This is a genomic window from Photobacterium alginatilyticum, assembly GCF_009910675.1.
GTDB classification, from domain to species: Bacteria; Pseudomonadota; Gammaproteobacteria; order Enterobacterales; family Vibrionaceae; genus Photobacterium; species Photobacterium alginatilyticum.
In genome coordinates, this window is the sequence record NZ_RSEJ01000005.1 from 64066 (window position 1) to 81501 (window position 17436).

The following is a 17436-nucleotide window of genomic DNA, read 5'->3' on the forward strand; positions in this document are numbered from 1 at the left end:
CGGGCTGAAATCAGGTGCCGGATAGCATCAGTGAATTGGCTTTTGCTTCCAGGTTAGAATTACCCATTAGGTAGTTGTCGATTTCACGTGCACATTCGCGGCCTTCATTGATGCAGCGAACGACCAGCGACTGCCCGGTACGCATGTCACCTGCGGCAAACACGCCTTTCTGGTTGGTGGCAAAGCCCTCGGTCGCCACGTTGCCGCGATCATCGAGTTTGATATCCAGCTGAGCCAGCACACCAGTTGGTTCCGGGTGCAGGAAGCCCATCGCCAGGAAGGCCTGATCACATGGGATAATACGCTCTGAACCGGCCACTTCCTCAAACCCCGGGCGTTCGCCAGGCTTGGCTTCTTGCCACTCGATATCGGCAATACGCAGTGCTTTGACGTTGCCGGCTTCGTCACCGATGAACTCTTTGGTCAGAATATTCCAGTGACGATCACACCCTTCCTCGTGAGAGGTCGAGGTCTTCATGATCATCGGATAAGAAGGCCATGGCTGGTTGACCGGGCGTTTCTCCGGTGGGATCGGCATGATTTCTACCTGGGTGATGCTGGCGGCACCGTGACGGTTCGAGGTACCGACACAGTCAGAGCCGGTATCACCACCACCGATAACGACGACGTGTTTGCCTTTGGCATGGATTTCCTCGGTCTTGAGGTCCATATCGTTGGCACGGCGGTTATTTTGCCCCAAAAACGCCATGGCAAAATGTACGCCTTTCAGATCGCGTCCCGGGATAGGCAAATCACGAGGCACGGTCGAGCCACCAGTCAACAGCACGACATCAAAGTCCTGACGCAGCTGCTGGGCATTGATGTTCACACCGACATGGGCATTGACCTCAAACTTAACACCGGCCTCGGCCATCAGGTTGATCTTGCGATCAATGATATCCATGCCGAGTTTGAAGTCCGGGATCCCAAAGCGCAGCAGGCCACCGACTTTTTCGTCACGCTCGAACACGGTCACGCAGTGGCCGGCACTGTTTAGCTGCTCGGCTGCGGCAAGCCCGGCAGGGCCCGAGCCGATAATAGCAACGGTTTTGCCGGTCCGGGAACGCGGTGTTTTCGGTTTGGCGTAGCCTTCGCGATAGGCGGTTTCGACAATGGTTTTCTCGATATTACAAATCGTGATGGGATCCTGATTGATACCCAGCACACAGCCGCTTTCACAAGGGGCCGGGCAAACACGACCGGTAAACTCCGGGAAGTTGTTGGTGGAACTTAGGATGTTCCACGCTTCTTCCCAGCTGTCACGATAAACCGCATCATTGAACTCGGGAATGATGTTGCCGATCGGGCATGAGTTGTGACAGAAAGGCACACCGCAGTCCATGCAGCGTGACGCCTGTGTATTGATCTTGTCACCAAACTCTTCGTTAAGAACGAACTCTTTGTTGTCCTGGATACGAACGCTTGGATCCAGCTTTTTCGGCAGTTCACGGCCAAATTCTAAAAATCCAGTAGGCTTACCCATTTACGGCCTCCAACTCTTCCTTGTTTTCTGCTTCCGCTTTGCGCTTTTGCAATACAGCTTTGTAATCCCTCGGCATCACTTTCACCATCTTCTGCAGGTTGCCCTCGAAGTTGGAAAGGAAAGTCTGCGCCACCGTACTGCCCGTCAGCTCAACGTGTTTGGTTAGCATGTCATGAAGTAATTCTTTGTCTTCCTGCTCCAGCGGATCCAGGTCGACAAGCTCTGGGTTTAGCTTGGTTTCGAAATCATCGAACTGATCCCAGACATAGGCGACACCGCCGCTCATACCGGCTGCGAAGTTGCGTCCTGTCTGGCCGAGGATAACGGCCACACCACCTGTCATGTATTCACAACCGTGGTCACCGACACCTTCAACGACCACTTTGGCACCCGAGTTACGGACACAGAAACGCTCGCCTGCCAAACCGCGGATGTATGATTCACCCGAGGTCGCACCGTAGAAACAGACGTTACCGACGACGATGTTGTCTTCAGGGACAATGTCAGAGTTGGCATCCGGGTACAGCACCAGTGTGCCGCCGGACAGGCCCTTACCCCAGTAGTCATTGGCATCGCCTTCGACTTCGAACTTCACGCCCTTGGCAAGGAAGGCACCTAGGCTCTGACCCGCTGAGCCTTTGAATTTCACGTTCAGTGGCTGAGGCAGACCCTGGTCTTTGTAGATCTTGGAGATCTCGTTCGACAGCATGGTACCGGCACTACGGTCAGTATTGATGATGTCAAACTCGGCATCGACCTGCTTGCCTTCATAAAGGGCAGGGGCTGCCGCTTCAATCAGTTTGCGGTCAAGCACATTTTCCAGGTTATGGTCCTGCTCGCGCTGGTTGTAGATACCGTCTTCATCACGAGCTTGCTCGGTGAACAATACCGGGCTCAGATCGAGGTTCTGGTATTTCCAGTGACCGATATCTTCACGGATCTTCAGTTTCTGTGACTGGCCGACCATCTCATCAATAGTCCGGAAACCAAGCTCGGCCATAATTTCACGCAGGCCTTCCGCCATGTACTGGAAGAACGTCACGACGTCTTCTACGCGGCCGTCGAAGCGCTCACGTAGTGTTTTGTTCTGGGTTGCGATGCCGACAGGACAGGTGTTCTTGTGACACTTACGCATCATGATACAGCCTTCGACAACAAGCGCAGCGGTTGCCACACCCCATTCTTCGGCACCCAGCAGGGTGGCGACAGCCAGGTCACGCGGTGTTTTCATCTGGCCGTCAGACTGAACGACGATACGGTTACGCAGACCGTTTTTCAGCAGGGTCTGGTGAGTCTCGGCCAGGCCAAGCTCCCAAGGCAGACCGGTGTGGCGGATTGATGACATCGGTGATGCACCTGTACCGCCATCGAAACCGGCAATCAGCACAACATCCGCTTTTGCCTTGGCAACACCGGAGGCAATGGTGCCGACACCGGCTTCCGATACCAGTTTCACGTTGACGCGACCGGCACGGTTGGCGTTCTTCAGATCGTAGATCAGCTGGGCCAAATCTTCGATAGAGTAAATATCGTGATGCGGCGGTGGCGAAATCAGGCCGACACCCGGTGTGGAGTGACGGGTTGCGCCGATCCAGTCATCGACCTTGTCGCCCGGTAGCTGACCGCCTTCACCCGGCTTGGCACCCTGTGCCATCTTGATCTGAATTTCGTCAGAGTTGGTCAGGTAGTAGGAAGTCACACCGAAGCGGCCTGATGCGACCTGCTTGATGGCAGAGCGTTCCCAGTCTCCGTTGTCTTTTTTCTCGAAGCGCGTCGGATCTTCACCGCCCTCGCCCGAGTTCGATTTCGCGCCGATGCGGTTCATCGCCACGGCCAGGGTCGAGTGCGCCTCGTAGGAGATGGAACCGAAGCTCATTGCCCCGGTAGCAAAGCGCTTGAGGATATTCTCAGCAGGCTCTACCTCGGCTAGCGGAATCGAGCCGGCCGGATTTTTGATGAATTCCAGCTGGCTACGCAGGGTGGCGGCATTGTCGCCTTGCGCGTCAACTTCATGGGCGTATTGCTTGAACTGGGCAAAATCCTTGTTGCGGGTTGATTGCTGCAGCAGGGAAATCGTTTCCGGGTTAAACAGGTGCTTCTCGCCGCGCTGCTTCCACTGGTAGACACCGCCGACATCGAGCATCTGGATTGGGATCTCGCGGGTCGGATAGCCGACACGGTGGCGGATCAGGACTTCCTGGGCGATATCATCGATTGTCAGGCCCTGGATCCGGGAAACGGTACCGGTGAAGTATTTATCAACCACGGCTTTGCTGATCCCGAGTGCCTCGAAGATCTGGGCTCCGTGGTAGGACTGCAGGGTCGAGATCCCCATTTTCGAGAAGATCTTGAGCAGGCCGCCGTTAACGCCCTTGCGGTAGTTATTGAACAGCTCTTCGGTCGATACTTCAGGATCAAGCTTACGCTTGTTCTGCAGGTCAACCAGTGTCTCGGTAACCAGATACGGGTTAACGGCGTTGGCACCGTAGCCGACCAAAGTCGCAAAGTGGTGCGTCTCGCGGGCATCACCGGTTTCGACGATGATGTCACACTTGGCACGCAGGCCCTTGCGGATCAGGTGGTGGTGAACTGCGCCGACTGCCAGCATTGCCGGAATAGCGGCATGGTTTGAGTTAACGGCACGGTCAGTCAGGATAATGATCGAGTAGCCGTCGACAACCGCATCTTCCGAGTACTGGCAGATACGCTTCAGTGCGCGCTCAAGCTTGCCCTGTTCGCCGTTGGCACGGAATACGATATCCAGTGTCTTGGCCTGCAGGTGCTCGTTATCGATAGCACGCAGTTTTTCCAGTTCGGCATTGGACAGAACCGGTGATTCCAGTTCAACCTTCTGGCAGTGCTCAGGGGTTTCACTCAGCAGGTTCTGATCTTTACCCAGGTAGGTGTTCAGTGACATGACCATGCGCTCGCGGATCGGGTCGATCGGCGGGTTGGTCACCTGGGCAAACAGCTGCTTGAAGTAGTTCGACAGGTGCTGGGACTGGTGCGAAAGCACGGCCAGCGGCCAGTCGGCACCCATGGCGCTGAGTGGCTCGTAACCGGTTTTTGCCAGCGGAACGATAATATCGTTGACTTCTTCCGAGCTCATACCGAAGGCTTGCTGATGGTGAAGCAGGCGTTCAGGTGTTGGCTGGTGGTGCATGTTATCCGCTTCAGGCAGGGCCTTGAGCGTTAGCAGGTTGTCTTTAACCCACTGCTCGTATGGCTGCGCCGAGGCAATGCTGTCTTTGACTTCCTCGTCAGAGATGATGCGGCCTTGTTCCAGATCGGCGACAAAGATACGCCCCGGCTGCAGACGGCCACGGAACTGGACGTTTTCCGGCTCGATCTCAACCACGCCGGATTCTGATGCCATGACCAGGAAATCGTCCTTGGTCACGGTATAGCGAGAAGGGCGCAGACCGTTACGGTCAAGGGTTGCACCTACCTGGACACCGTCGGTGAAACACACCGATGCCGGGCCATCCCACGGTTCCATGACGTTGGCATGGTACTGGTAGAATGCACGACGCTTCGGATCCATGTTTTTGTTTTCTTGCCATGCTTCCGGGATCAGCATCATCAGGGCATGCGGCAGGCTACGGCCGGAGAGCACCAGTAGCTCCAGCGCCATGTCAAAGTTTGATGAATCCGAGCTGCCTTCCTGACAGATCGGCAGCAGCATGTCGATTTCCTGCTGGCTGAACAGATCTGATTCTAGGATCGCCTCGCGCGCCTTCATCCAGTTCAGGTTGCCGCGCACGGTGTTGATTTCACCGTTATGGGCAATGTAACGGAAAGGCTGGGCCAGACGCCATTTCGGGAAGGTATTGGTCGAAAAGCGCGAGTGTACCAGCGCCAGTGCCGTCACCATGGTCGGGTTTTGCAGATCCAGGAAGTACTGGGGAACCTGCTCTGTGGTTAGCTGGCCTTTGTATACCAGTGTCTTGTAAGACAGCGAGTTGATGTAGAAATCATCACCGATATTGGAGATGCTTTCCAGGCAGACGCGTACCGTGTAGTTACGCAGTACATACAGCTTGCGTTCGAGAACGGCTGGATCCAGGTTTGCACCGCCGGTAATAAAGACGTGCTCAAACTGTGGTTCGGTGCTGAGCGGGTCGTCCCCGATCATCGAGTTGTCAACGGGCAGTACACGGTAGCCGATGACTTCAAGGTCCAGGCGTTTGGCGTTGCGCTCTAGAATATCGCGGCATTGCTGGCGTTTGTACTCATCTTTTGGAAAGAGCACCACACCGACACCGTACTGATCAAACGATGGGAGTTTAATGCCCTGTTTGACGGTTTCTTCCAGTAAAAATTCGTGGGGCTTCTGTAGCAGAATACCGGCACCGTCACCGCTGCATGGATCGCAACCCTGACCGCCACGGTGTTCCATCCGAGCAAGCATATCAAGGGCTTGGGTTACAATTTCATGGGATTTGCGGTTCTTCAGGTGGGCCACAAAGCCGATACCGCAGGCATCGTGCTCCAATTCAGGCACGTAAAGTCCCTGAGCATTAAGCTCTTGATCTGTCATAGATACTTCCTTCCAGTTTCAACAGACATCAATCCAGATGACTGAGTTATCCCTAATTTGTTTTTTGGCATCGCGACCGGTATAAAATGGACTCCTGTCCAGCCGGTGAAACGCATGTTTGCTGTGGGATGATGTTTCGAATCATTAGCAAACTAAATTCTGTAGCACCCTTGCTCTGGTTTGCAAAAGTTCTACGACTACTTAGAGGTGGTGACATAAATCACTATTTTTAGGGGTGAAAACGTCACAATTATTGTTCATAAATTGCACACAGCTGTAACTATCCTACAATTTTGATTAGTTAATTACCAACAAAAAATGGCGGTCGCTTAGCATAAAATCGCTAGTCATATGAATTTATAGAGCCATTTATTGATTTTTTATTCGATAATGGTTCTCACTATGAATAAGCGGAATTTTCCCCTGTGAATTAACCCCTAGATAATTGCGGGTAATGGCTGTTGAACGGATTTAGTTTTGTAGTTTTATGTCAACACACTGTAGGAGTGCTACAGCAAGCGGGATTAAGCGAAGTTTATTGCTTTGGCACAAACTTTGGCAGACCAATTGGTGTTAGTCTGCGCTGCTTTTTTCTTTTACCCCTTAGGTGACATGATGCAGTTGCACGAGCTAGTCAATACGTTTGGACAGGATTTACAACGCCGCTACGGAGAGAAGGTACACAAACTCACCCTGCATGGCGGTTTCAGCTGCCCAAACCGTGATGGCACGATTGGCCGTGGTGGTTGCACCTTCTGCAATGTTGCCTCGTTTGCCGATGAGCAGGCGCAATACCTGCCTATCCAGCAACAGCTTGCCCAGCGTGCCGGGGAGGTTAACCGAGCCAAGCGTTATCTGGCTTACTTTCAGGCCTACACCAGTACCTATGCCGAGGTGCAGACTCTCAAGGCAATGTACGAGGAAGCGCTGAAAGCGGCTGATATTGTCGGGCTGTGTGTCGGTACCCGGCCTGACTGCGTGCCGGATGCGGTGCTTGAGCTACTGGCCGGCTATCACCAGCAGGGTTATGAAATCTGGCTTGAGCTGGGGTTGCAGACCGCCAATGACAAGACCCTGAAGCGGATAAACCGCGGCCACGACTTTGCCTGTTACGAGAATATTGCCAAGCGGGCCAGGGCACTCGGAATTAAGGTGTGTACCCACCTGATTGTCGGGCTGCCGGGTGACAGCAAGGCGGATAACCTGGATACGATTGTCCGTACTGTCGCGGCGGGCACTGACGGTATCAAACTGCATCCGCTGCACATTGTCGAGGGAAGCAAGATGGGGCAGGCCTGGAAGGCCGGCAGGCTGGATGAGATCAGCCTGGAGTGCTACAGCGATATTGCCGCGGAGATGATCCGCCTGACGCCGCCGGAGGTGGTGTACCATAGGGTCTCTGCCAGTGCCCGGCGTCCTACCTTGCTGGCCCCTACCTGGTGCGAGAATCGCTGGCTGGCGATGACGGAAATTGGCCGCCGCCTTGATCAGGACGGCGCTCAGGGAAGTGCCCTGGAGCAGCCATTTATTTATCAGCCTGTTAAGTAGGATCTTGGTAGAAAGTAGAAATATGGTAGATTAGCAGGTGTCTAATAAGTAAATATTCAATTAATAGCATGCTGCCAGCCATTGCTCTAGATTCAGCCCGTTGCCCTGAACGCCAGTTAAGGACAACGGGTATTCAAGGGACCTCGATGACGTACAACCGGAAAAAAACAGGGAGTTTCCTCCGGAAACTATGCCGGATAACCCCTCTGGCACCGACACGCCTTTGCTTTGCCATTGCCAGCCTCTTTGCCCCGTTTCCGGGGTTGGCACTGGAAACGGTCGACAGCCTCAATAGTTCTATTCTCGTTTTTACCCTGGTGCTGATGGTCATTATTGTCGGGGGAGGGTTGATCGTATTGCTTTTGCACCATCTCGACTCTTCTTCCTTTCGTAAGCTGCACGCCTCCCTGACCTATATGCCGATAGCTGTTGCCATCATCCGGCGCAAAGACGGTGCCTTGTTGTATGGTAATAAGAGCTGTCGTGAATTACTTGGGATCCGCAAGCTGGGTGGCCGCTATTTATACCCTGATGAAATCAGCGCTCAGATGATGTTCGACTTTTTGCGTCCGTTCCCTTTTCGTCGCGGTTTTCGCAATGTGAGCGAAGAGTTACAGCTTGCCCGCGGGCGGACGCTGAAGCTGACGGTATCTGGTCAGTCAGTGAGGTATCAATGGCAGTCTGCCTGGCTGCTGTTTATCGTCAAACCACAGAAACCAACCCCGGCAACCAAACTGGAGCAAGAGCAGCGGGTCTTCCAGCAGGTCTTGAACTCGCTGGCCGAGCTGGTGTATTTCCAGGACAAGAGCGGTCATATCATTGGCACCAACCGGGCCTTTGATCGTTTCTGGCGCGGGCGAGTCAGCGAAGGGGTCATGGATGACGAGGACAACGTGAAAATCACCAATACCTCAAGCCATACCTGGACCACGGCTCCGGATGGCTCCAGCCGGTTGCTGGAGACCAATAAAACCTTGCTGATCGGCGATAACGGCGAGGCGATCGGCACCCTGAGCATCAGCCATGATGTGACAGACTGGCATGAGATGCAGGAAAGCCTGAAGCAGGAGATCGAGAAGCGCGAAATCACCGAGCAGGCGCTGGCCCAGCGCAATACGTTGCTGGACAGCATCATGAATGCCAGTACGGATCCGATTGGTCTCTATAATGAGCATGGCATTTATGTGGGGTGCAATGAACCGTTTGCCCGCTCGCTGGGCTTCAGACAGGAGGAGCTGCTGGGCAAGGCTGCTTCTGAGGTGCTTGAGCCGGATAAGTGGGAACTGTTTCAGGAAACCGATCAGCAGGTGCTCCGGGATGGCTTAGCGATGAAAATGGATGACTATGTGATTCTGGAGGACGGCACCCCTATCTGGTATGAAGTGGTGAAGTCGCCTTATCGCGATCCGACGGACGGAACCGCCGGGGTACTGGTGATGGCCCGTGACGTGACGGAGCGCAAGATGGCTGAGCAGCAGTTGGCCGATGCGATTATGGAACTGCAGGAGATGAGCTTTGTCGATAGCCTGACCAAGGTTGCCAACCGGCGTAGCTTTGACGAGCAGCTGCGCAAGCTCTGGCATAGCCATATACGGGAACAGAAGCCGCTGACCCTGATCCTTTGCGATATCGATAACTTTAAGGCGTTCAACGATAACTATGGTCACCAGCAAGGCGATTTTGCCTTGCGTGAAGTGGCGAAAGTCTTCCGCTCGGTCGTCAGGCGCGAGACGGACGAGGTTGCACGTTATGGCGGCGAAGAGTTTGCTTTCCTGCTGCCCAATACCGATATCAGAGGTGGTGAGGTGGTTGCCGAGAAAGTCCATCGGCATATGGCGGAAAAGGAGATCACTCACCATTATTCCGATGTCGATACCAAGCTGACCGTCAGTCTGGGCGTAGCCACTATTGTGCCGCTTCCCACCCAGGATTACGGTGACTTGGTCGAAATGGCGGATGTTGCCTTGTATAAGGCCAAGGCGGCCGGACGCAACTGTACTATGTCGATGTCTGACAGCGATTGTTAATACGATAGATCAACAGACAACCAAGCCTGCTCCTGCAGGCTTTTCTATAAATGGTATATCTGTGGGGCGAATCCTTTGGTTCTGCCGCCGGGACGATTATCATGGTTGAAGCCTTTCATTGGTAGGAATGAATAATGAAACAAATCAAAGTACTGGCCCAGTTCTATGTCGACTTGCTGGTTAAGCTCGGCATCGTACGGTTCAGTTTGTTGCTGGCGCTGGCCCTGGTGGCCCTGGCCGTTGTCGTACAGGTAGGTGTCACCCTGGTGTTGCAGGGCGAGGTACACGATATTGATATTGTGCGCTCGGTCTTTTTTGGCCTGCTTATCACGCCGTGGGCGGTGTATTTCTTATCGGTCGTCGTTGATCAGCTGGAAGACTCGCGCCAGCGCTTGTCCAAGCTGGTGACCAAGCTGGAGGAAATGCGTTCGCGGGATATGCAGCTCAACAAGCAGCTGCAGGACAACATCTCCCAGCTGAATCTCGAGATTGAAGAGCGGGAAAAAGCCGAGGAAGCCCGCCAGGTGGCAATGCAGGATCTGGAAAATGAAGTCTACCAGCGGGAGAATGCCCAGCTTGAGCTGGCTGAGCAGAGTGCGCTGCTGAAGTCCTTCCTCGATGCGTCGCCGGATCTGATTTACTACCGCAATGAAAAAGGCCAGTTTTCCGGCTGTAACCGGGCCATGGAAGAGCTGACGGACAGAACCGAGAAGCAGCTGGTAGGGCTGACTCCGTGGGATGTCTACAGCGAGGAGGTGGCCAGCAAGATCGTCGAGACCGATCAGCAGGTCTTTAACCAGAGTGTCTCGCTGACCTATGAACAATGGCTGGAATACCCGGATGGCCGCAAGGCTATTTTCGAGTTGCGGAAAGTGCCTTTCTACAGCCGTGACGGCCGTCGCCTGGGACTGATGGGCTTTGGCCGTGATATCACCGAGCGCAAGCAGTACCAGGATGCCCAGGAGAAGGCCAGCCGGGACAAGACGGCCTTTATCTCGACAATCAGCCATGAGCTGCGTACCCCGCTCAACGGTATTGTCGGGCTAAGCCGTATGTTGCTGGAAACGCGTCTCAACAAAGAGCAGCGCGGCTACATGCGCACTATCCATGTCAGTGCCATTACCCTGGGCAATATCTTTAATGACATTATCGATATGGATAAATCCGATCGCCGCCGTCTGGAGCTGCTGCCAAAACCTCTCGACTTCGAAGAGTTTGTCGTGGAGATGGAAAATATTTCCGGTTTGATGGCCGAACAGAAAGGATTGCGTTTTGATCTTGAGCGGCTGACGGATTTACCGCGCTGTATCGAGGTTGACAGTACCCGCCTGCGTCAGGTGCTGTGGAACCTGGTGAGCAACGCGACCAAGTTTACCAAGGACGGCGGTGTGGTCCTGTCGGTCAGCAGTGAGATAGTTGATCAGCAGGCCGAGATCACCTTTGAGGTGGAAGATAGCGGGATCGGTATTCCGTCATCTGAGCTTGATAAGATCTTTGCGATGTATTACCAGGTCAAGGAAGGCAGTGACAACCTTCATGCGGTGGGAACCGGTATCGGTCTGGCCGTGTCGCGCCAGCTGGTCCAGATGATGGGCGGGGATATTACGGTGTCCTCCGAGGTAGGCGAGGGCAGTACCTTCACCGTGACCATCCGCGTACCGCTGGTCGAGAAAGTGGAAGAGGAAGAGGTGATGCCAGCCACTCCTCAGGTCAGCCTGAATATCTTTATGGTGGAAGATATTGAACTGAATATTACGGTGGCCAAGGCGCTGCTGGAAAGCCTCGGCCATGAGGTAACTATCGCGATGCGTGGCGATGAGGCGCTGGAGAAGTTTGATCCCGAAGCCTATGATTTGGTATTACTCGATATTCAGCTGCCGGATATGTCCGGGTTTGATATTGCCCGAATATTGCGGGAGAAATATGACTATCTGCCTGCCCTGGTTGCGTTAACGGCCAATGTCATCAAGGATAAAGCGGAGTACTTGGAAAAGGGGATGGACGATGCGCTGAGCAAACCGTTAAGCGTGAAAGCGATTACGGAGGTGATCCAGCGCCTGGTGCTGACCTGCCCAATCGATGAGGATGAGGAAATGGAAGACCTGCAACCGGAGCCGGAAAATACGGGCTTGAGCGAGGATATGGTCAATCAGCTGCTGGATCTTGAGATGCTGAGTTCCTATGTTGAGATTGTTGGTACCAAACCCGTCTACGACAGCATTGCGATGTTTGAGGAGAAAATGCCGGAGTATATTGAGATCCTCGACTCCAACATGACCGCCAAGGACAAAGACGGCATCAAGTTTGAGGCTCATAAGATCAAAGGGGCGGCGGGATCGATTGGGTTGAAACATATCCAGCAGGTTGCCCAGAAAGCACAGTCGCCAGAGTTGCCGGCCTGGTGGGAGAACATTAATGACTGGGTCGATGAAATCAAGGACGGTTACCAGAACGATCTGAATGTGCTTAAAGGTTGGCTGGCAAGTCAGGAGAAATCATGATGAAGCTGAAATACGTTCTGTTGGTCGCAGGCAGTCTGCTGCTGGCTGCCTGTTCAGAGCCCGAGAAAACCGATGAGGCTACGCAGCCTGATACCGAGGTGCAGGCTCCGGTCACTGAAGGGGATGCTCCCGAGGCCGAGACTACTGAGACTGAGCAAGAAGCAGTGCCAGATTCCGAACCGGGCAAGGTCCCGCTGGCGACCGATGTCTGGCAGTCGCCTACTGAGCTGACCTTCGACGATACCACGGTGAGTCTTAGCAGTGACTTGTGGTTAAACAGCATGCCGCTTATCGGTGATGACGGTACCAAGCCGTCCAACCGGTTGCATGCGTCTGTGAAGCTGCAGACAAGTGATATGAAAACCTTGCCCAAGGGAATCGATATCTTCCAGGTGCTACTTGAGAGTGAGGGCAAGCAGTGGCTGGTGAAAGATAATCTTGAGATACGTGCAGAGGGCGAACTGACACTGGAAGTGGTACTGCGTGAAGGGCCGGAGTGGGCGCCGGGCAGCCGGGTCGATATTGCGGTGATCTTTTTGCTCGGAGGCGCTGAGCACATTATTGTCCAGCACGATGTGGCGCTGGGAGAGGTATTCTAGTTTCAGCAAAAAAGGCTCCATTCGGAGCCTTTTTTTACGGGGCGAGTTAACGAATTACTCTTCGTCCAGATCGCCGCAGAAGCGGTAGCCTTCACCGTGGATCGTAGCAATGATCTCTGGCGTATCGGCAACAGATTCGAAGTGCTTACGAATACGACGGATCGTAACGTCAACAGTACGGTCGTGTGGCTTCAGCTCACGGCCCGTCATTTTCTTCAGTAGCTCGGCACGGGTCTGGATCTTGCCTGGGTTTTCACAGAAGTGAAGCAGGGCACGGAACTCAGAGCGTGGTAGTTTGAACTGGTCGCCGCTAGGGCTCACCAATGAACGGCTGTTGATCTCAAGAGACCAGCCGTTGAACTCGTAGCGCTCAACCAGGCGCTTGTCTTCGGTTGGTAAACCTTGGTTCATCGCACGGGTTAGCAGGTTGCGAGCACGGATAGTCAGTTCACGCGGGTTGAATGGCTTGGTGATGTAATCATCAGCACCAATTTCAAGACCCAGGATCTTGTCAACTTCGTTATCACGGCCAGTCAGGAACATCAGTGCCATATCGCCTTGCTCGCGCAGTTCGCGTGCTAGCAGCAGGCCGTTTTTACCCGGCAGGTTGATATCCATGATAACTAGGTGAACTGGGTGTTCAGACAGCATCTGATGCATTTCTGCACCGTCGTTGGCTTCAAATACAGTATAACCCTCTGCCTCAAAGATGCTTTTCAGGGTATTACGTGTTACGTGCTCGTCTTCTACAATTAGAATGTGAGGGGTTTGCATTGGCAGTACCTAAATTTCTAAAAACGGAATCTGGTCAAAAACAGAATAGTTAAATTCTATAAAAAAAATTCACATACAGGCAAAGTATTGGACAAAATACATTTTCTAAGCTGAAAACTGCCTGTTTGGTACGCCATCCTTTATTCAGCGAGATGTTATCTTACAATCTGTACTGAAAAAGCCCGAAAATTAGGGGCATTGGCTACAATCTCCGTGGGATGGCGACGATTGTATGCACTTAACAGCTCGCTAACAATATTGCGGCTTTGTTTCGTGACTGCTTTTTGGCGCTTTCTTGATTTATATCAAACAGAATGAATGCTATTACGAGTCTTCAGTTTGTTTAACATTAGCTACAAAATACTACGTCGCACTGAAGGTAAAACTGAAAATGTGTGAAAACATCTCGTTATGGTGTAGCTACCAGGCTATTTTGTTCAAAGCCGAGCAACACCCTGTTTACCCTCGCTTTGCAATTCTAACAGCATTTAATCCCAGAAGCATTGTTCTTAATAACCCTGACAACCTAAAACGGAACGAATTACTGAAAATTGAGCTCCTAAGTATGACAAATGGGGTACAAAGGGTGACAACCAGTGCGCCGGACGGTAGCTGGCAGGAGATTGGCTTTGCCGCCGACATCACGATGGCAGAGGCTCGGCAGTTGGCCTGTCGCTGGCAGCAGAACGCATTTTACTGGGTTGAGCAGGGGGAGCTGCGTCTGGTGCCGGCCTTGATGACAGATGTAGCAATAACAAAACTGGGTGAAATCAAAGACTTTTTCTACACTGAGTAGAGGTGCGGTACTTGCTTTGAAGACAAAGGAGAGTGTGATGCTAGATTTACTACCCGATTTGTGTGATCGCTTTGGACAGGATGTTCGTTGGCTACCTCTGACAATGCAGGACTACGGCGGCAGAAAGGTCTTTTATGGCGAAGTGGTGACCCTGCGCTGCTTCGAGGATAACAGCCTGGTACGAGATATTGTCTCAGAAGACGGCACCGGCAAAGTTTTGTTTATCGATGGTCACGGCTCCTGCCGGCTGGCCCTGCTGGGCGATCAGCTGGCCCTGTTAGCCCAGAAGAATCACTGGGAAGGCATCGTGGTGAATGGGGCGGCGCGAGACGTCGGCACCCTGGCCACCATGGATATCGGGGTGAAGGCGCTGGCGACCTGTCCGCTCAAAACGGAGAAAAGGCAAACCGGCGATCGCAATGTCACCCTGACCGTTGCCCATACCATGGTGTATCCGGGGGATATGCTGTATGCCGATCTGAACGGGATTTTGCTGAGCCAGAAGCCGCTGGATCTCTCGTTTCTTGATGCGGGGGAGTAAATTCACCGCCGGCAACCGTTGAACGCACAGCTAACGAATATAGGCATCCGGTGCTTGTATTCGTTGAGCTAAATGGGCGGAGGGGGCTAGAAGCGAAACCCGATGCCCAGTTGGTAGATTTGTTCCAGTGCCTCGTAGTCGACGGTCGCATGAAGGTTTACCCGTTCGGTAACCTCATACTGGCTTGACACTTCTACACCCATCACTGTGTCTTTCTGGACGGTTTCAGAGGTTAATGCACTTTGCAGGCTGATTTTCGGCGTAAAACTGTATTTCACCCCGGAGAGTAGTCCGCGGGTGGCAGCCTGGGCCTGGTTGCCTGATTTAAGACGTGTACTGAGATAGAGCTCGGTGTTATCACTCAGGGAATAGGCATAGCCGCTGTCGATCTGCCAGACATCGAACTGTTCGGCACTTTTAGACTGGGACGACATAAACCAGCCGGAAGAATCGACATTCTGTCCGATCAGGCTAAAGAGTCCTTTTTCTGCTGCTGTTGTTGGTAATGCCACTACCAGCAGGGCAACTGTGATCAGCAAGTTTTTCATTGCGCCACCATCCCTGTGTCTTGTTATTGTTTATGATTCTATTTTTATGCTGTGCTGGTCATAGTCAGCCTTATCAATATTAGGACAGAATTCTTAAGATTGGTACGCATTAATTGCTCTTATGAGATATTAGGCATAGCAATTTTGTTATCCGCTCTGTTATCCGCCCTTTTAGGATCCGTTCCTGGATCTATTTTCTAAGCCGCTGCTTGTTGCTGTAGGGGTACACGTCCTCATACTGGCCGTTGGTTATATTTTGCTGCAGCTGCTGCCAGTAGCTGGCCTCAAACAGATCGCTGTGAAGTTCATTGAACAAGGCCCTGACGGTCGGGTTGATCAATAGAAATGTCCGAAACTCTTCCGGGAAGACATCATTGACCCCCACGCTATACCAGGGTTCGGCTGCCATCTCGTCCTCCGGGTAGCGGGGAGGCGGGATCTTGCGGAAGTTCATTTCGGTCATATAGCTAATTTCATCGTAGTCGTAGAACACCACCCGTTTGTGCCGGGTGACGCCAAAGTTTTTAAATAGCATATCGCCGGGGAAAATATTGGCCGCGGCCAATTGCTTGATGGCCTTGCCGTACTCGTCGACCGCATGGCGAAGCTCCTGCTCATTGGCCTGCTCGATATAGATATTAAACGGGATCATGCGCCGTTCGGTATACAGGTGCTTGATAATGATCTGATCATCCGTGACTTTGATGATCGACGGAGCCACCTCGAGCAACTCCTCCAGCAGCTCATCGCTGAACCGGTGACGTTCGAAGGAAAAGTTGCGGTATTCCTGGGTATCGGCCATCCGGCCTACCCGGTCGTGCTCCTTGACCAGCTTGTATTTCTCCCTGACCGTGGCGTGGCAGATATCTTTTTGCGGCGCAAATTTGTCCTTGATGATCTTGAACACAAAGTCATACGAGGGCAGGGTGAATACAGACATCACCATCCCCTTGATCCCCGGGGCCGAAATAAACTGATCGTCGGAGTGTTCTACGTGGTGGAGAAACTCCCGGTATAGCTCGGTTTTGCCATGCTTTTGACAGCCGATAGCGGTATAGAGTTCGGCTTTGGTCTTGTTGGGGATCAGCTCGGCCAGAAAACGAACCAGAGCGGCAGGGGCCGGGGCATAGACCATGAAGTAGGAGCGGGCAAAGCCGAAGATAATGCTGACGTTGTCGACATGGAACAGGCAGGCATCGATATACAGCTCCCTGCTGCTGTTATTGAGCACGGGCAATACCAGCGGTACCGTACGGTTATCGTTGAGATAAATCCGGCCGATCAGGTAGGCTGCCTTGTTGCGGTAGAAGGGCTCCCGGATCATTTCTATGACCGGAGCGTTGCCTAGCGTGGAGCCCAGATCGTTTTGCAGACGCTGGACAATAAGGTCGATATCTCGATTCTTGTCTTCCCAGCTTAAGGCAAACGGGGTGTCGTCCAGCATTCTCTCGAGCACGCTTTTCAGCCCGTTGCCGTTATTGTAGATGCGAGTGAGCGAGGTCGGGTAGGTTGGAATTCGCCCTTCCTGCGAGCTGTGGACGAACAGTTTGTCCCGGTTGATGTTGCGGTGTTCGAAGATCCGGCAGTAGACGGAATTGAAAAAGCTCTCTGCAATGTCATATCGCGGGTAGTCTAACAGGAGATCTTCGTAGGCCGACTTCACTGCCATGAGAAAGGTCCGGTTGGCATAACGCTCGCCGAGCATGATCTGGATTTGGCTGGTGACCAGCCCGACATGATGATCGTAAAAACTGATCCGTTTTTTGAGAGCCTGATGGACGGCAGGCCAGTTTTGGTTTTCAAAACGTTCCTGGGCACCGGCGGTGACATCCAGAAATCGGCCATACATGGCATCAAAGCCTTGCAAAATTGTGTGGGCTACTAGCTGTTCCATTACTGCTGCCATTCGGGATCCCTCCGAACTAAAGAGTAGACAGAGAATATAAATTTTCTGTCTCAAATTTGGCTAATTATTATTCATCATAAACACTACTATGCAACGCTGCACGCTTAACTTCAATCTATCCCCTGTTTTTTTATTCCTTTTAGCGATTGATAACGTGGGTGTTTTGTCACCTA

At 52.8% G+C, this 17436-nt stretch carries 11 protein-coding genes; 6 read left to right on the top strand and 5 right to left on the bottom strand.

Annotated elements, in window-relative coordinates; translation table 11 throughout:
• Positions 1–10 precede the first annotated feature (10 nt).
• Both EIZ48_RS06750 and gltB read right to left on the bottom strand, forming a co-directional pair.
• Positions 11–1483, bottom strand: a complete 1473-nt coding sequence (locus EIZ48_RS06750; protein ID WP_160649545.1) for a glutamate synthase subunit beta — start codon at positions 1481–1483, stop codon at positions 11–13.
• Positions 1476–6023 carry a glutamate synthase large subunit gene (gene gltB, locus EIZ48_RS06755; protein ID WP_075762583.1) on the bottom strand — a complete coding sequence of 1516 codons (4548 nt, stop codon included), beginning with the start codon at positions 6021–6023 and terminating at the stop codon, positions 1476–1478. The genes EIZ48_RS06750 and gltB overlap by 8 nt, the downstream gene beginning before the upstream one ends.
• A 615-nt stretch (positions 6024–6638) precedes the next feature.
• Here gltB and mnmL point away from each other — a divergent pair.
• The 4 genes from mnmL (at position 6639) to EIZ48_RS06775 (ending at position 12698) form a co-directional block, all read left to right on the top strand.
• Positions 6639–7571 carry a tRNA modification radical SAM protein MnmL/YtqA gene (gene mnmL / locus EIZ48_RS06760; protein WP_160649723.1) on the top strand — a complete coding sequence of 311 codons (933 nt, stop codon included), beginning with the start codon at positions 6639–6641 and terminating at the stop codon, positions 7569–7571.
• 146 nt (positions 7572–7717) lie between these two features.
• Positions 7718–9598, top strand: coding sequence for a diguanylate cyclase domain-containing protein (locus EIZ48_RS06765; protein WP_160649547.1), 1881 nt, complete (start codon positions 7718–7720; stop codon positions 9596–9598).
• A gap of 134 nt (positions 9599–9732) precedes the next feature.
• Positions 9733–12099, top strand: a complete 2367-nt coding sequence (arcB, locus tag EIZ48_RS06770; protein WP_160649549.1) for an aerobic respiration two-component sensor histidine kinase ArcB — start codon at positions 9733–9735, stop codon at positions 12097–12099.
• Positions 12096–12698, top strand: a complete 603-nt coding sequence (locus EIZ48_RS06775; RefSeq protein ID WP_160649552.1) for a hypothetical protein — start codon at positions 12096–12098, stop codon at positions 12696–12698. The genes arcB and EIZ48_RS06775 overlap by 4 nt, the downstream gene beginning before the upstream one ends.
• Before the next feature lie 54 nt (positions 12699–12752).
• Here the strand turns inward: EIZ48_RS06775 and arcA are convergent, their stop codons facing one another.
• A complete protein-coding gene (arcA, locus tag EIZ48_RS06780) occupies positions 12753–13472 on the bottom strand; it encodes a two-component system response regulator ArcA (protein WP_036816827.1) in 720 nt (239 codons plus the stop codon).
• 391 nt (positions 13473–13863) lie between these two features.
• Here arcA and EIZ48_RS06785 point away from each other — a divergent pair, with 391 nt between their 5' ends.
• Both EIZ48_RS06785 and EIZ48_RS06790 read left to right on the top strand, forming a co-directional pair.
• Positions 13864–14268 carry a DUF3293 domain-containing protein gene (locus EIZ48_RS06785; RefSeq protein ID WP_160649554.1) on the top strand — a complete coding sequence of 135 codons (405 nt, stop codon included), beginning with the start codon at positions 13864–13866 and terminating at the stop codon, positions 14266–14268.
• Positions 14269–14305: 37 nt separating this feature from the next.
• Positions 14306–14809 (top strand): putative 4-hydroxy-4-methyl-2-oxoglutarate aldolase, encoded by a 504-nt coding sequence (locus EIZ48_RS06790; protein ID WP_160649556.1) that lies wholly within the window; start codon positions 14306–14308, stop codon positions 14807–14809.
• A gap of 86 nt (positions 14810–14895) precedes the next feature.
• Here the strand turns inward: EIZ48_RS06790 and EIZ48_RS06795 are convergent, their stop codons facing one another.
• Together EIZ48_RS06795 and aceK are read right to left on the bottom strand one after the other, a co-directional pair.
• Entirely contained in the window at positions 14896–15357 is a 462-nt protein-coding gene (locus EIZ48_RS06795) for a hypothetical protein (protein ID WP_160649558.1), read from the bottom strand.
• Positions 15358–15547: 190 nt separating this feature from the next.
• Positions 15548–17263, bottom strand: coding sequence for a bifunctional isocitrate dehydrogenase kinase/phosphatase (aceK, locus tag EIZ48_RS06800; protein ID WP_160649560.1), 1716 nt, complete (start codon positions 17261–17263; stop codon positions 15548–15550).
• Positions 17264–17436 lie beyond the last annotated feature (173 nt).

Coding starts and splice junctions, on each gene's coding strand:
- EIZ48_RS06750 (WP_160649545.1), bottom strand. CDS start 1,483: ATGGGTAAGCCTACTGGATTTTTAGAATTTGGCCGTGAACTGCCGAAA.
- gltB (WP_075762583.1), bottom strand. CDS start 6,023: ATGACAGATCAAGAGCTTAATGCTCAGGGACTTTACGTGCCTGAATTG.
- mnmL (WP_160649723.1), top strand. CDS start 6,639: ATGCAGTTGCACGAGCTAGTCAATACGTTTGGACAGGATTTACAACGC.
- EIZ48_RS06765 (WP_160649547.1), top strand. CDS start 7,718: ATGACGTACAACCGGAAAAAAACAGGGAGTTTCCTCCGGAAACTATGC.
- arcB (WP_160649549.1), top strand. CDS start 9,733: ATGAAACAAATCAAAGTACTGGCCCAGTTCTATGTCGACTTGCTGGTT.
- EIZ48_RS06775 (WP_160649552.1), top strand. CDS start 12,096: ATGATGAAGCTGAAATACGTTCTGTTGGTCGCAGGCAGTCTGCTGCTG.
- arcA (WP_036816827.1), bottom strand. CDS start 13,472: ATGCAAACCCCTCACATTCTAATTGTAGAAGACGAGCACGTAACACGT.
- EIZ48_RS06785 (WP_160649554.1), top strand. CDS start 13,864: ATGTGTGAAAACATCTCGTTATGGTGTAGCTACCAGGCTATTTTGTTC.
- EIZ48_RS06790 (WP_160649556.1), top strand. CDS start 14,306: ATGCTAGATTTACTACCCGATTTGTGTGATCGCTTTGGACAGGATGTT.
- EIZ48_RS06795 (WP_160649558.1), bottom strand. CDS start 15,357: ATGAAAAACTTGCTGATCACAGTTGCCCTGCTGGTAGTGGCATTACCA.
- aceK (WP_160649560.1), bottom strand. CDS start 17,263: ATGGCAGCAGTAATGGAACAGCTAGTAGCCCACACAATTTTGCAAGGC.